Annotated in this window: 11 protein-coding genes; 7 read left to right on the top strand and 4 right to left on the bottom strand. The window is 35.7% G+C overall.

All coding sequences use genetic code 11. The features are described from left to right. Window positions 1-87 precede the first annotated feature (87 nt). Window positions 88-1,671, top strand: a complete 1,584-nt coding sequence (locus tag ACH0B5_RS04150; RefSeq protein WP_122971184.1) for an amidohydrolase — start codon at window positions 88-90, stop codon at window positions 1,669-1,671. A 47-nt stretch (window positions 1,672-1,718) separates the two neighbouring features. Here the strand turns inward: ACH0B5_RS04150 and ACH0B5_RS04145 are convergent, their stop codons facing one another. Next, window positions 1,719-2,639, bottom strand: coding sequence for an oxidoreductase (locus ACH0B5_RS04145; RefSeq protein WP_122971185.1), 921 nt, complete (start codon window positions 2,637-2,639; stop codon window positions 1,719-1,721). Window positions 2,640-2,813: 174 nt separating this feature from the next. Between ACH0B5_RS04145 and ACH0B5_RS04140 the strand changes: the two genes are divergently transcribed. Beyond that, complete coding sequence (locus tag ACH0B5_RS04140) at window positions 2,814-3,461, top strand: glycoside hydrolase domain-containing protein (RefSeq protein ID WP_122971186.1); 648 nt, start codon at window positions 2,814-2,816, stop codon at window positions 3,459-3,461. A 41-nt stretch (window positions 3,462-3,502) separates the two neighbouring features. Here the strand turns inward: ACH0B5_RS04140 and ACH0B5_RS04135 are convergent, their stop codons facing one another. Next, window positions 3,503-4,399, bottom strand: a complete 897-nt coding sequence (locus tag ACH0B5_RS04135) for a 3-hydroxyacyl-CoA dehydrogenase (protein WP_122971187.1) — start codon at window positions 4,397-4,399, stop codon at window positions 3,503-3,505. 185 nt (window positions 4,400-4,584) lie between these two features. Between ACH0B5_RS04135 and ACH0B5_RS04130 the strand changes: the two genes are divergently transcribed. The 3 genes from ACH0B5_RS04130 to ACH0B5_RS04120 all read left to right on the top strand — a co-directional run bounded on the left by ACH0B5_RS04130 (window position 4,585) and on the right by ACH0B5_RS04120 (window position 8,140). Continuing rightward, window positions 4,585-5,157, top strand: coding sequence for a flavodoxin family protein (locus ACH0B5_RS04130; protein ID WP_406927430.1), 573 nt, complete (start codon window positions 4,585-4,587; stop codon window positions 5,155-5,157). 365 nt (window positions 5,158-5,522) lie between these two features. Then, complete coding sequence (locus ACH0B5_RS04125; RefSeq protein ID WP_122971189.1) at window positions 5,523-7,580, top strand: thioredoxin domain-containing protein; 2,058 nt, start codon at window positions 5,523-5,525, stop codon at window positions 7,578-7,580. Between the two features lie 224 nt (window positions 7,581-7,804). Next, on the top strand, window positions 7,805-8,140 hold the full coding sequence (locus ACH0B5_RS04120; protein ID WP_406927466.1) for a DUF3221 domain-containing protein: 336 nt from the start codon (window positions 7,805-7,807) through the stop codon (window positions 8,138-8,140). Window positions 8,141-8,204: 64 nt separating this feature from the next. Here ACH0B5_RS04120 and ACH0B5_RS04115 read toward each other — a convergent pair whose 3' ends face one another. Beyond that, window positions 8,205-8,495, bottom strand: coding sequence for a HesB/YadR/YfhF family protein (locus ACH0B5_RS04115; protein WP_341362105.1), 291 nt, complete (start codon window positions 8,493-8,495; stop codon window positions 8,205-8,207). 34 nt (window positions 8,496-8,529) lie between these two features. Continuing rightward, complete coding sequence (plsY, locus tag ACH0B5_RS04110; RefSeq protein ID WP_122971191.1) at window positions 8,530-9,132, bottom strand: glycerol-3-phosphate 1-O-acyltransferase PlsY; 603 nt, start codon at window positions 9,130-9,132, stop codon at window positions 8,530-8,532. 374 nt (window positions 9,133-9,506) lie between these two features. Here plsY and parE point away from each other — a divergent pair, with 374 nt between their 5' ends. Both parE and parC read left to right on the top strand, forming a co-directional pair. Further along, on the top strand, window positions 9,507-11,483 hold the full coding sequence (gene parE / locus ACH0B5_RS04105) for a DNA topoisomerase IV subunit B (RefSeq protein ID WP_122971192.1): 1,977 nt from the start codon (window positions 9,507-9,509) through the stop codon (window positions 11,481-11,483). Further along, on the top strand, window positions 11,480-13,921 hold the full coding sequence (gene parC / locus ACH0B5_RS04100; protein ID WP_122971193.1) for a DNA topoisomerase IV subunit A: 2,442 nt from the start codon (window positions 11,480-11,482) through the stop codon (window positions 13,919-13,921). The genes parE and parC overlap by 4 nt, the downstream gene beginning before the upstream one ends. The last annotated feature ends 36 nt before the right edge of the window (window positions 13,922-13,957 follow it).

The following is a 13,957-nucleotide window of genomic DNA, read 5'->3' as shown; positions in this document are numbered from 1 at the left end:
TTGAGCATTCCCACATTCAATTGCATAATAAAATTAGAAAGAAAAGGAAAAAACAATAAATGGTTAGAATAGGAGGTCGTGATAAAAATGAAAAAGCTTTGGTATGGTGGTACTATCTATACGATGGAAAGAGAAGGGGAAACCGTTGAAGCAGTACTTGTAGAAGATGACAAAATCGTTGCCGTTGGAACAATGGATGAACTAAAAAATCAGGCAGACGAACAGATTGATTTGCAAGGTGCTGCTATGTATCCGGGATTTGTCGATAGTCACTTACATATTTTATTTCAAGGAGAAAAGCTCCTTCGTTTAGATTTGTCAAAGGCAACATCTGCAGAGGAAATGCTGGAATTAGTGAAAGCGGCTGCACAAACTACCCCTCCTGACAAATGGTTATTTGGGGAAGGTTGGAATGAAAATAATTTCGTAGATAAGCGAATTCCTACGATAGAAGAATTAGATGAAATTCGAAAAGAACCGATTCTTTTAACCCGTGTATGCCACCATGTAGCATTAGGAAATACTGCCGCACTTAGAGCTGGAGGAATCGATCAAACAACACCTTCCCCATCTGGTGGTGAAATTGGTCGAGATGAAAATGGCAATTTGAACGGCCTCCTTTATGATCAAGCAACGAACCTTGTTTCAAATGCTATTCCAAAAGAAGGAGATAGCTATATTCAATATTTAGTCGATGCGTTAAATTTATCCATTGATGATATGTTATCGAAAGGGTTAACGGGTGGTCATAGTGAAGATATGAGCTACTTTGGAAAATTTACGAACCCTTTAACTGCTTATGAAAAAGTAGTGGGTGAGAAACATCATTTTCGTGTAAACCTATTACGACATCATGCGGTTTTTGAAGAAATGATGGAGTCAAATGTACAATTTGATGATCCATTTATTGAACCCGGGGCAATGAAAATTTTTGTAGACGGAGCGTTAGGTGGTTCAACAGCTGCATTAATCGAACCTTATGCAGATAATCCGAATAATAAAGGACTATTTATTCATACCGATGACCAATTAGAAAGTTTAGTGAAACTTGCACGAAAATATAATGAAGCCATTGCGGTTCATATTATAGGAGATGCTGCTGCTCAACAGGTATTGAATGTAATCGAAAAATACCCTGCTCCAAAAGGAAAACGGGACCGATTAATTCATTGTTGTATTTTAAACGAACAATTAATTCATCGTATGACCAAATTGCCTGTAATTTTAGATTTACAGCCCGCATTTGTACCTTCTGATTTCCCATGGGCAATCGACCGACTCGGTGGAGAAAGATTAAAATATGCTTACGCATGGAAGACATTAATGAACCGAGGTTTAATGTGTGCAGCAGGGACAGATGCACCGGTTGAAGATATCGATCCAATCGCTACAATTTATGCTGCGGTCGAACGAAAAAAACCAACTGATGACCATGATGGATACCTTCCTCATGAAAAATTAACACGATTTGAAGCAATACGGGCTTATACAGTTGGCAGCGCACAAGCAATCGGTAAAGAAGAAGTGCGCGGGTTAATTAAAGCAGGATTTGATGCAGACTTTTCTATATTTGACCGGGATTTATTGAAAGGAACTTCGGAAGAGATGTTAAAAGCAAAAGCAGTCCAAACGGTTGTTGCTGGTCGAATTGTATTTAAACTTCCTCTATAACAGGTAAAATCTCCTCTGTGTTTCGCGGCAGAGGAGATTTTTTATGTTTAAAATAAATATTTCACTCCTGTTAAACTTTCAGAAAGTAACCATAAATTTGATGATACATTTTCATCAAATAACTCATCTAATATATTTAGTTCCGTCGGATAACCTTTTATTCCTTTTTTACCATCTGGTCCAATATATTCTCCGCCCCTTACAGAAGGTTCAGTAGCTGCATATAAAATAGGGTAAGCCCCAGCTTCCGCGCTCTGTCCAATTAATTTCAAAGAAGCTCGTGTTAATCTTCTCGTTAATTTACGTGATCCTTTACCAAATAAATACGTTTGGGCAATACCTGGATGACAAGCTATACTTTTTGAGTCTATATTTCGGGATCGGAAACGATATTGAAGTTCTTTTGCAAAAAACATACAAGCAAGTTTACTTTGTCCATAACTTTTAAATTTTTTATATTTCGTTTTCGTTCCGGTAAACTCTTTAAACTCTGGTTTTTGTTTATGGGCTGCTAAACTACCTAATGAAATGACCCTCGAATCCGGAGTAGCGATGATTCGATCTAATAGCAACCCTGTTAAGGCAAAATGACCGAGGTAATTTACCCCAAATTGGGATTCGAATCCATCCTTCGTCACACGATAAGGAGGAACCATAATTCCTGCATTATTAATTAACATAGATAAAGAACGAAATTTTTGTTTAAATTGTTGTGAAAATTCTCGTATACTAGCTAAATCATTTAAATCGAGTTGTAAAACATGTACATCAGCATTAGGGAATTCTCTTTTAATTTTATCGACCGCCTCAAAGCCTTTGTTTACGTTACGAACAGCGAGAACTACCGTGGCATAATTTTCAGCCAAAGCTAAACACGTTTCATAACCAATCCCACTGTTAGCTCCAGTGACAATTGCTACTTTTCCTGATAAGTCACGAATATTTGATTTTGTCCATTCCCTAGTCATTTATCACACACTCCTTACCTGTTTCATATAATTAGATGGAGATAAAATTACTGGTCAAATGTCTAGTAAATTATGTTCTATTATATGTTCTAAATAAAAAAACAGAAGAAATCTCGGCATTGTTTTGTAGGGAAGGTAAGTTTTATGGAAAATTATTAGAAAAGAGGTACGCAAATGGTTAATTATCATTGGGGTGTAGACTCTTCTCAACCAGTTACGAATGAGTTATATAATTCCGTTCTATCAACATTTGGAAAACCGGAATTCTGGGGAAGATACTTAACGAGGGTAGAGGGTTCAGTAGAAGGTTTAACTGAGGAAGAAATTGAACTCCTTCACAATAATGGTACAAAATTGCTTCCGATATATAACGATTTCCGTCAGGCAGTTGGGGAAAGTCATGCGAAAGTTGTAGGGATGAACGTTGCATACCAAGCGAAACGGTTAGGACTTAAAAAAGGAACGATGATATTTGCTAGTATGGAAAATGTTGAAGTAGATAGTCGTTGGATTAAAGGATATATCGACTATTTATATAATACGGATTATAAACCAGGTTTTTATTACAACCCTACAGAAGGAAAATTTGAAGAGGCATATTGTGAAGCTGTTGATCAAGACCCTCGCGTTGCTAATCAAGCAGTATTATGGAGTTCAGAGCCACATATTGGTGTAACAAATGAAAAAGATGCTCCGAAATTTGAGCCAACAACACCAAATTGTGATGCTAATGTTTGGGCTTGGCAATATGGTAGGGATACAGAAGAATTAGCAATAAATACGAATTTAATAGATAGCAGATTATTACCGATGCTTTACTAAAATAAGGGCGACACTCATTCTACATGTGTCGCCCTTACTATTTAACTTTCTAGAAAACCAGGTTGCAAGTAACTTGGATCAGGATATGAGTAAAAACCTTGTTTTGTTTCAGCTCCGAGTTTTCCTTTTTCGATATACTCAGATTTCAAATAATTTGCCAGCTTTTTAAATTCTTCATTTCCAGCCTCACCTTTAGCATTAGCAATATTATATGCTGTATTAATGCCTACTATATCTAAAATAGCAAAGGGACCTTTAGGGGCGCCCGTAGCAATCATCCAAGTTTTATCTATCGTTTCAACATCAGCAATTTTCTTTACTAATAACATTTGGGCTGCCTCTAAAAAAGGTACTAATAATGAATTCAAAATATAACCTGGCTGCTCTCGTTGTAATGGGAGTGCCACCATGCCAATTGCCTTTGCGAAGTCAATAACAAGTTCAAACACCGATTTTTCCGTATTCGGATGTTTCATTATTTCTGCAGTGTTGTTTAACCAAATTTCATTTGCAAAGTGAAGGGCTAAAAATTTGTGAGGTCTGCCCGTAGCTTCTGCGAATTGACTTGGCAACATGGTCGATGAATTGGTTGCGAAAATAGTTTTGTCCGGTGCTACTTGACTCAATTGTTCATAAAATTTCATTTTCACATCGACAATTTCAGGTACAGCTTCAATGACAAGATCAGCATCCTTTACTGCTTCTGCTAAATCCGTATGGAAGGACATACGGTTGTAAGCCAAGTTTACTTCTTCTTCTGTTGCCTTTAAATCTTCTTGATAGCGCACTTTTAAGTTCATCATACGATTTTTCGCCCGATCAATCGCTTCTTCATTTATATCGTATACGGCAACTTGAAATCCTTTAAAAGCTGTCTGAAAGGCAATTTGACTTCCTAAAACGCCACTTCCTGCTACAGTTATATGTTCAAAATTCATACCTTGACCCCCAACTTAATTATTTTTCGAAAACTTTAGTTCATTTTCATGATTGACATGTTACTATTTTTTAAACAGAATTCGAATTGTCTTTTCAAACTATTCCGTTCTATAAAGATTCGAAATTTGAAGTTCTTTCGTTCAGTTTATGGGAATATGATTCTACTAAAGGAGAGAGTGAATGTATGTCTATTGCGGTTATATACGGAAGTACTAGGGAAAAGGGAAATACAGAATGGTTAACGGAGTATGTGATCAGTGGCCTTCCTGTTGAGAAAATTTATTTGAGGGATTATAACATCCTACCAATTAAAGATGAACGACATACAGAAGCGGGATTTCAACCAGTGTTGGATGATTATCAAGTCGTCATTGAACAGGTTTTAAAGCATGAAATTCTTATATTCGCTACCCCAATTTATTGGTACAGTATGAGTGGAACGATGAAGTTATTTATTGATCGTTGGTCTCAATCATTACGGGATAAACATTTACCCAATTTTAGAGAAGGCTTATCGAAAAAGAAAGCGTATGTTATTGCAGTTGGAGGAGATAATCCTTCCATTAAAGCACTTCCTTTACTTCAACAATTTCAATACATTTTTGACTTCTTTGGCACGGCCTTCGAAGGTTATGTAATTGGTAAAGCAAGTAAACCAGGGGATATTCAAAAAGATAATAAAGCAATTGCTAATGCCATCCTTATGCAAAAGGTATTAGCAGAACAATTAAAGTCTTTAGAAAAAGAAAAGAGTTGAGCATTGATTCAACTCTTTTTAATATCACTTTTATCAATGTCTCCATACAACATCAGTTTCCTATTTATCTAATTCGAAAAAATTTTAAGTGTTAATTAAGTTCCTTCAACACTTCACTTTAAGCCATTTGCTTTGAACGATTTCCTAAATTCATTTATCCACTTCTAATTCCATCTCCAAATCTGTTTTTCCTTTGTTTAATGAAAATGAGAAAGCCAAAACTAGCTACTCTTGATAATTAGCTGGCCATGTAACAGATCATTTTTCAGCTCACTTATTAGTATTCAAATCCAATTTTTTCAGCCATGCTTTGCTTTTATATTTTATGGGTAAAGTAATAGTAAAACTTATAAAGAGGTGATCCGATGCCAACAAATAAGAAAGCAAATCGATTAATTCATGAAAAATCACCTTATTTGCTTCAACATGCATATAACCCTGTAGACTGGTTTCCATGGGGTGAGGAAGCATTTGAAAAAGCAAAACGTGAGGATAAACCTATCTTTTTAAGTATTGGCTATAGTACTTGTCATTGGTGTCACGTTATGGAGAAAGAAAGTTTTGAAGACATGGAAGTGGCAGAGTTAATCAACGAACGCTTTATTGCGATTAAAGTTGATCGTGAAGAGCGACCGGATATTGATTCTGTTTATATGACGGTTTGTCAGTTAATGAACGGTCATGGAGGTTGGCCACTAAATTTATTTTTAACTCCTGACAAAGTTCCATTTTATGCAGGTACTTATTTCCCAAAAAAAAGTAGACCGAGAATGCCTGGTATTAAGGAGATAATAACCAAGTTATATACTATTTATAAAAAGGATAAGAAACAAATTCAAGATGTCACCAAACAGGTGCAAACAGCTCTTCAACAGACCATTCAACTAAATACCGATGAAACAGTTTCCGAAATAGCAGTGGAGAATGGTTTTCGTTCATTTTTAAGTACTTTTGATGAAACGTTCGGAGGCTTCGGAACTGCTCCGAAGTTTCCAACACCCCATCAACATATGTTTTTACTTCGTTATTATTACTATACAAAAGATGAAAGAGCATTGAACATGGTTGTGAAAACATTAGATGGGTTAGAACGAGGGGGTATCTATGACCATATCGGTTTTGGTTTCGCAAGATATTCTACCGACGAAGAATTTTTAGTCCCCCATTTTGAGAAAATGTTATATGATAATGCCCTGCTAACAATCGCTTATACTGAATGTTATCAAGTGACTAAATCGGAGGACGCTAAAAAAGTTGCGAAAGATACGATTCGATATGTGCTAAGGGATTTAACCTCTCCAGAAGGTGGCTTTTATTCTGCTGAAGATGCAGATTCAGAAGGAGAAGAAGGTAAATATTATGTGTGGAGTTATGAAGAAATCTTAACTCTATTAGGGGGTCAGCTTGGTACATTATATTGTGCAGCCTATGGTATTACCGAAGATGGCAACTTTGAAGGTAAAAACATTCCAAATTTAATTGAAGTGTCTTTACCCCAGTTAGCTGAACAAAATGGTATGAATATAGAAGAATTGTTAGCACGTTTAGAAAAAGCGCGGACAATCCTATTTGAACATCGAAAAAAACGAATTCCTCCACATAAGGATGATAAAATCATTACTTCTTGGAACGGGCTAATGATCGCTGCATTAGCGAAGGCTTCTCGTGTTTTTCAAGAAAAGGAATATTTAACGAAAGCTATAAAAGCTATTGATTTTATTGAATCAAATTTATTCCTTTCTGGCCGATTAATGATTCGGTACCGGGATGGAGAAGTGAAAGAACTTGGTGTTATTGATGACTATGCTTATTTATTGTGGGCTTATATTGAACTTTACGAGGCAACATTCGATGTAAATTATTTATTGAAAGCTCAAAGGGTAACTAATCAAATGATTGAACTATTTTGGGATGATGAAAAGGGCGGCTTTTTCTTTTATGGAAAGGATGCAGAAGATTTATTAATTCGTCAAAAAGAAGTATATGACTCGGCATTACCTTCCGGAAACAGTGTAGCTGCTTTGCAAATGTTAAAACTTGCGCGGTTTACAGGAAATGCCCATTTGGAAGACAGAGTAAATAAAATATTTTCTGCCTTTTCTTATTCGATTCAGAATTATCCGATGGGTCATACCTATATGTTAATGGCTTTTTTAACAACGCTAATGAAAAGGAAGGAAATCGTTATTTTAGGGGAGATATCCGATGATCAACTACTATTTGTCGACGAATTATTGCAGGAGTTTTATCCGGAAATTACTTATTTAGTAAATAAGAAAACCGATGAATTGGCGTCGATTGCTCCCTTTATTAACAATTATAAAAGGGGAGAGGACAAGGCTTGGATCTATATTTGTGAAAACTATTCTTGTCATAAACCCGTTAAAGACATACAAGAAGCAAGAAACATGTTGCATGAATAATATTTTTTAACCCTTACGAACAATCCGTAAGGGTTTATTTTTTTGAGGACTCTAACGTATCTTTTAGAAAAGATGATAAAATGGAAGGGAAATAGTCAGTAAAATCTTAAAACTAAATTACTTTTTCCGTGAACAAATCGATTTAGAAAGTTTCGAAGGAAGGTGGGCTTATGGAAATCAAATTTCGTATGATTTTTTTGTCGTTTTTTGTTTGATTTCTATTAATTAGCTGTGACAATTCCCGTAGTCCGGAATCGGGGATTAATAGTGAAGAGATTGTACTAAATAGTACTAGTGAAGAAGGAATCATTCTATTTGAAAAAAATTCAGGAAAAAACTTATTAATTCAAGATTCAAATTTTCAATACGAAGATAAAGAATTATCTTTAAATGAATTATTAAATAAATATGATGAAGTATTATTTTTAAGTTTTAAAAATAAATCGATTGTTAAACAGGTTCAGTCCAGCCAAAAAGTAAAAATTTGGTATAGTGAAATTTTAGAATCGAACCCTCCTATCTACAAAGTAGAACAACTAGAAGTTTCTGAAGGGCAATAAAAGACCATGAGTGATTTTTTACCCATGGTCCAAAATTTGTGTACTTATAATCGAATGGCAATTTTCACTTCAAATAACTATATTGTAATTCTTCCAATTCTTTATTGACTTCAACAAATAGGTCATGTTCATTAAAGAACCATAGATCATCCTTTTCGATATAGAAATGAATGCCTTGTACAATCACTTCTGCTCCAATATCATGAGGCTCCTCACGATTCATTCCAATGGAAAAACCTTCGTGGAATGGGGAAGAACCTCCATATCTTGAATAAAAACGAATATAGTCCCCCTCTTTTGCTTCCATTTCTTCTTGAAACCACTGTAATGCATCTTCAGAAATTTTAATATTCATCTTCTTTATCCTTTCAGATAAGGTAAAAAGCTAATTAAATCCATTTTACTTTTGGCTCAGTACCTTCTTTAATCCGTTTAATATTGGCACGATGACGGTAGAAAATAAATGCTGTTAAAATGATGACTAAAATCAGTAAGGATACATCTCCTGTAACAATCACATAAATAATGCTATAAATAAGCGCAATGATTGATACGAGCATTGAAGAGAGGCTAACAATCTTTGTAATTTTTAATGCAATTAAAAAACCTAACACTAAAATGATAAACAACGGCCAAGCATAGCCTAATAAAACACCACCAGATGTTGCAACCGCTTTTCCTCCACGGAATCCTGCAAAGAGTGGGAACATATGTCCTACAACTGCAATAGCTCCTAAAATTAAAGGATGAATCGTCGAATCATTAAAGTAAGGGATAAGTGGAAGTAATGTTGCCGCAGTACCTTTTAATATATCAAGGATTGTTACAACGGTTCCTGCTTTCTTACCTAATACTCGAAAAGAGTTGGTTGCTCCTAAATTTCCACTACCATGTTCTCTTATATCTGTTTTATAAAAAATTTTGCCAATCCATAGGCCAGAAGGAATTGACCCGATTACATAAGCACAAATTAAAATAATTGCATTAATCATAGCTTGTTCCTTTCAAAATTAATAGTTGGTACTAATAGTTGTAATCATAATATTACACCTTTTTTATTATATGCGGAAGATATATTTCCAAGTTATATAAAAGGGATTATACTTAATCATAACAAAATATTTTGAAAGAAAATGGATTTATAAGAAGGAAAAAGAAAATTTATCATGAATAGTTTTACTCTATAGATTTTTCTTTACTCATTTGTCAAAATATCGTTAAAATAATTTCAATTGAAGTTTGTTTGTATAGATTGATAGTAGTTTGATACAATAAATAAGCTTATGACATTTGACATAATTTGCTTTTGTCAGTACGATTGAAAAAAGATAGAGAACGGATGTTTGTATTTTGGAGGGGATTTGATTTGGCAATAAATCAGCCAGGGATCGCATATGATGACGATGCCATTCAAGTATTAGAAGGATTAGAAGCGGTTCGTAAAAGACCAGGGATGTATATTGGATCCACAGATGGTCGAGGCCTTCATCACTTAGTATATGAAATAGTCGATAACGCAGTGGATGAAGCACTCGCTGGATTTGGATCACATATCATCGTAAAAATCCATGAAGATGGATCTATAAGTGTTCGAGATTTCGGTCGAGGAATGCCTACAGGTATGCACAAGATGGGCAAACCTACGCCTGAAGTTATTTTTACGATACTACACGCTGGAGGTAAGTTTGGACAAGGTGGTTACAAAACAAGTGGTGGTTTACACGGAGTAGGTTCTTCCGTTGTAAATGCTCTATCTGCCTATTTAGAAGTAACAATCTACCGTGATGGTCAAATTTATCGTCAACGATTCGAAAATGGAGGGAAACCGGTTACAACCCTTGAAGTAATTGGGAAGACAAAAGAAACAGGAACGAATGTTCATTTCTTACCGGATAAAGAGATTTTCTCTGTTACGAAATATAATTACGATACGTTAGCAGAACGTCTACGTGAGTCAGCCTTTTTATTAAAAGGATTAAAAATTGAACTGATTGACGAACGTGGTGAAGGGAAATCGGACGTTTATTTTTACGAAAACGGGATTGAAGCCTTTGTTTCTTATTTAAATGAAGAAAAGGATGTGCTACATCCTGTTAAATACGTAGAAGGTACACAGGATGATATAGAAGTCGAATTTGCGTTTCAGTTCAATGATGGCTATACAGAAACGATTTTATCCTTTGTAAACAACGTGCGAACTCGTGATGGCGGTACCCATGAAACAGGGGCAAAATCTGCAATGACACGTGTATTTAATGAATACGCACGAAAAGTAGGATTACTAAAGGAAAAGGAAAAAAATCTTGAAGGTACGGATATCCGAGAAGGTCTTTCTGCGGTTGTTTCAGTTCGTATTCCAGAACATCTATTACAATTTGAAGGTCAAACGAAAAGTAAACTCGGTACGATGGAAGCACGTTCCGCTGTTGAAAGTGTTGTATCTGAAAAAATGCTCTACGTGTTAGAAGAAAATGCAGAATTATCCGCTTCCCTTGTTCGTAAAGCTATCCGCGCTCAACAAGCACGCGAAGCTGCTCGTAAAGCTAGAGAAGATGCACGTACAGGTAAAAAGAAAAAGTCCAGTACAATCTTATCTGGAAAGTTAACACCTGCCCAATCACGTAATGCTAAAAGAAATGAATTATACCTTGTGGAAGGTGACTCTGCAGGAGGTTCTGCGAAACAAGGACGTGACCGCTCATTTCAAGCGATATTACCTTTACGAGGAAAAGTTATTAACACTGAAAAAGCAAAACTATCCGATATTATGAAAAACGAAGAAATTTCAACAATAATCCATACAATAGGCGCTGGTGTTGGGGCAGATTTTAATGTAGAAGATGCTGCTTACGACAAAATTATTATTATGACCGATGCCGATACGGATGGAGCACATATCCAAGTACTGCTTTTAACTTTCTTTTATAAATATATGAGACCGTTAATCGATGCTGGAAAAGTGTATATTGCTTTACCACCACTTTATAAAGTATCAAAAGGAACTGGCAAAAAAGAAGTCATTGAATATGCATGGACAGAAAAAGAGTTACAATCTGCCATTGATAAAGTAGGAAAAGGGTACATGCTACAACGATATAAAGGACTAGGGGAAATGAATGCAGACCAATTATGGGATACAACAATGAACCCTGAAACAAGAACATTAATCCGAGTAACAATTGACGATGCAGCAAGGGCTGAACGTCGTGTGACTACATTAATGGGAGATAAAGTTGAACCACGTCGTAAGTGGATTGAAACAAATGTAGATTTTGGTATGGAGGATGATTTGAATATTTTAGATAGTGAATTCATCCAACATGAGGAGGAACTAGAAGTATGACGGCAACCGAACGATTTCAAGAATTACCGCTAGAGGAAGTGATGGGCGATCGGTTCGGTCGTTATAGTAAATATATTATCCAAGACCGCGCATTACCTGATGCTCGGGACGGACTGAAACCGGTACAGCGCCGTATTTTATTTGCGATGTTTAATGAAGGAAATACGAATGATAAACCGTTTAGAAAATCAGCAAAAACGGTCGGTCATGTTATTGGTAATTTCCATCCCCACGGTGATTCTTCCGTATATGATGCCATGGTGCGTTTAAGTCAAGATTGGAAAATGCGCCATATGTTAATTGAAATGCATGGGAATAACGGTTCCGTTGATGGTGACCCACCTGCTGCCATGCGTTATACTGAAGCTCGTTTATCAGCAATAGCTGCAGAAATGCTTCGAGATATTAATAAACAAACGGTTGAATTTATTCCAAATTTTGATGATCAAGATATGGAACCGACCGTTTTACCTGCAAGATTTCCAAACCTTCTTGTAAACGGCTCAACTGGGATTTCCGCCGGTTATGCAACGGATATCCCGCCCCATAACTTAACAGAATCCTTAGATGCTGTTTTGATGCGACTTGATAAGCCTAACTGTACTGTAGATGATCTAATGACTGTTATTAAAGGTCCTGATTTCCCTACAGGAGGTATCATCCAAGGGGTTGAAGGTATTAAAAAGGCCTATGAAACAGGAAAGGGCAAAATTATTGTTCGTGCTAAAGCAACTGTTGAACCTATTAAAGGCGGTAAAGAACAAATCGTCATTACAGAACTGCCTTATGAAGTAAATAAAGCGAATTTAGTGAAAAAAATAGATGAGCAGCGAATCGATAAACGTTTAGAAGGTATTGCAGATATTCGAGATGAGTCTGATCGTACTGGACTTCGTATTGTCATTGAACTGAAAAAGGATGTACAAGGTCAAGGTATATTAAACTATTTATATAAATCGACTGAACTGCAAATAAATTATAATTTTAATATGATTGCAATTCATAATCGTCGTCCAACGATGATGACTTTACCTTTAATGTTAGATTCTTATATCGCGCACCAAAAGGATGTAGTGATCAAGCGTTCCAAATTCGACCTTCAAAAAGCAAAAGATCGTTTACATATTGTTGAAGGTTTAATTAAAGCGATTTCTATTTTGGATGAAGTCATTGCGACAATCCGTTCTTCGAAAGATAAACGGGATGCGAAAACGAATTTAGAAAAACAATTCGGATTTACAGAAGTACAATCAGAGGCTATCGTTAGTTTGCAGCTTTATCGCTTAACAAATACTGACATTACAGACCTTCGTGCCGAACAAGAAACACTGCAAAAATCAATTACAGAATTGAATGATATTTTGAATAACGATAAACAATTAATCAAAGTCATCAAATCGGAGTTAACCGAAATTCGTAAAAAATTTAAGGAACCTCGTCGTTCTAGTATTCAAGCTGAAATCGAAGAAATTAAGCTTACATTGGATGTGTTAGTTCCAAGTGAAGAAGTAGTTGTTACGGTAACGAAAGACGGTTATGTGAAACGTACAAGTACCCGTTCCCACGCCGCTTCCAACGGTCAAGATTTTGCAATGAAAGACTCTGACTACTTATTGTTTGAACAAACTTTAAATACTCAGCATCATCTATTGTTATTCACAAACAAAGGGAATTACATTTATCAGCCTGTTCATGAATTACCAGACATTCGTTGGAAGGATCTAGGACAACATATTTCAAGTATTGTTCCTATTGATAAAGACGAAGAAATTATTGAAGCAATTGGTATTGAGAAGTTTGAACAAGAAAACGCCTTTATTCTTACTGCCACTAAAGAAGGCCAAATTAAACGCTCTGCTTTAGCTGATTATTCCGTTACACGTTATTCTAAACCGATAAAAACGATGAACATTAAAGATAACGATGAAATGATTTTTGCTAGTCTAGTGACAACTGAAACTGAGCTATTACTTACAAGTTATTTAAGTTATAGCTTACGATTTGATATTGAGGAAATCCCAGTTACCGGTGTCAAAACGGGTGGTGTAAAAGGTATTAACTTAAAAGATGAAGATATCCTTATTTCGGTAAATCCATTAGAATCAGAAGATAAACAAGACGTTATCATCGTCACACATCGCGGAGCAGTCAAACGTATGAGCGTTTCAGAAGTAGAGAAAAGTTCAAGAGCAAAACGGGGAGTTGTCGTTTTAAAAGAATTAAAAGCAAATCCTCATCGTATTTATACTGTTAAAGTCGTGAAAAACGACGATTCAATATTATTGGAAACTAACAATAATGTTCAAGAAACGATTGAAGTTAAATCATTAACAAGAGCCGATCGCTATTCAAACGGCTCCTTGAAGATCGACGTTTCAAATGATGGTGAATTAACGCTTGTAAAAGTCATTCCCCATGAAACGAAAGAAAATAATTAATCACTCAAAAGGATATGTGAAAGTTCAATGCTTTCA

This window comes from Ureibacillus sp. 179-F W5.1 NHS (assembly GCF_045369345.1).
Taxonomy (GTDB): domain Bacteria; phylum Bacillota; class Bacilli; order Bacillales_A; family Planococcaceae; genus Ureibacillus; species Ureibacillus halotolerans.
This window is presented reverse-complemented; position numbering and strand designations above follow the sequence as displayed.

What these genes read in the sequence shown, in the direction of transcription:
- ACH0B5_RS04150 (WP_122971184.1), top strand. Translation starts at nt 88, where the DNA reads ATGAAAAAGCTTTGGTATGGTGGTACTATCTATACGATGGAAAGAGAA.
- ACH0B5_RS04145 (WP_122971185.1), bottom strand. Translation starts at nt 2,639, where the DNA reads ATGACTAGGGAATGGACAAAATCAAATATTCGTGACTTATCAGGAAAA.
- ACH0B5_RS04140 (WP_122971186.1), top strand. Translation starts at nt 2,814, where the DNA reads ATGGTTAATTATCATTGGGGTGTAGACTCTTCTCAACCAGTTACGAAT.
- ACH0B5_RS04135 (WP_122971187.1), bottom strand. Translation starts at nt 4,399, where the DNA reads ATGAATTTTGAACATATAACTGTAGCAGGAAGTGGCGTTTTAGGAAGT.
- ACH0B5_RS04130 (WP_406927430.1), top strand. Translation starts at nt 4,585, where the DNA reads ATGTCTATTGCGGTTATATACGGAAGTACTAGGGAAAAGGGAAATACA.
- ACH0B5_RS04125 (WP_122971189.1), top strand. Translation starts at nt 5,523, where the DNA reads ATGCCAACAAATAAGAAAGCAAATCGATTAATTCATGAAAAATCACCT.
- ACH0B5_RS04115 (WP_341362105.1), bottom strand. Translation starts at nt 8,495, where the DNA reads ATGAATATTAAAATTTCTGAAGATGCATTACAGTGGTTTCAAGAAGAA.
- plsY (WP_122971191.1), bottom strand. Translation starts at nt 9,132, where the DNA reads ATGATTAATGCAATTATTTTAATTTGTGCTTATGTAATCGGGTCAATT.
- parC (WP_122971193.1), top strand. Translation starts at nt 11,480, where the DNA reads ATGACGGCAACCGAACGATTTCAAGAATTACCGCTAGAGGAAGTGATG.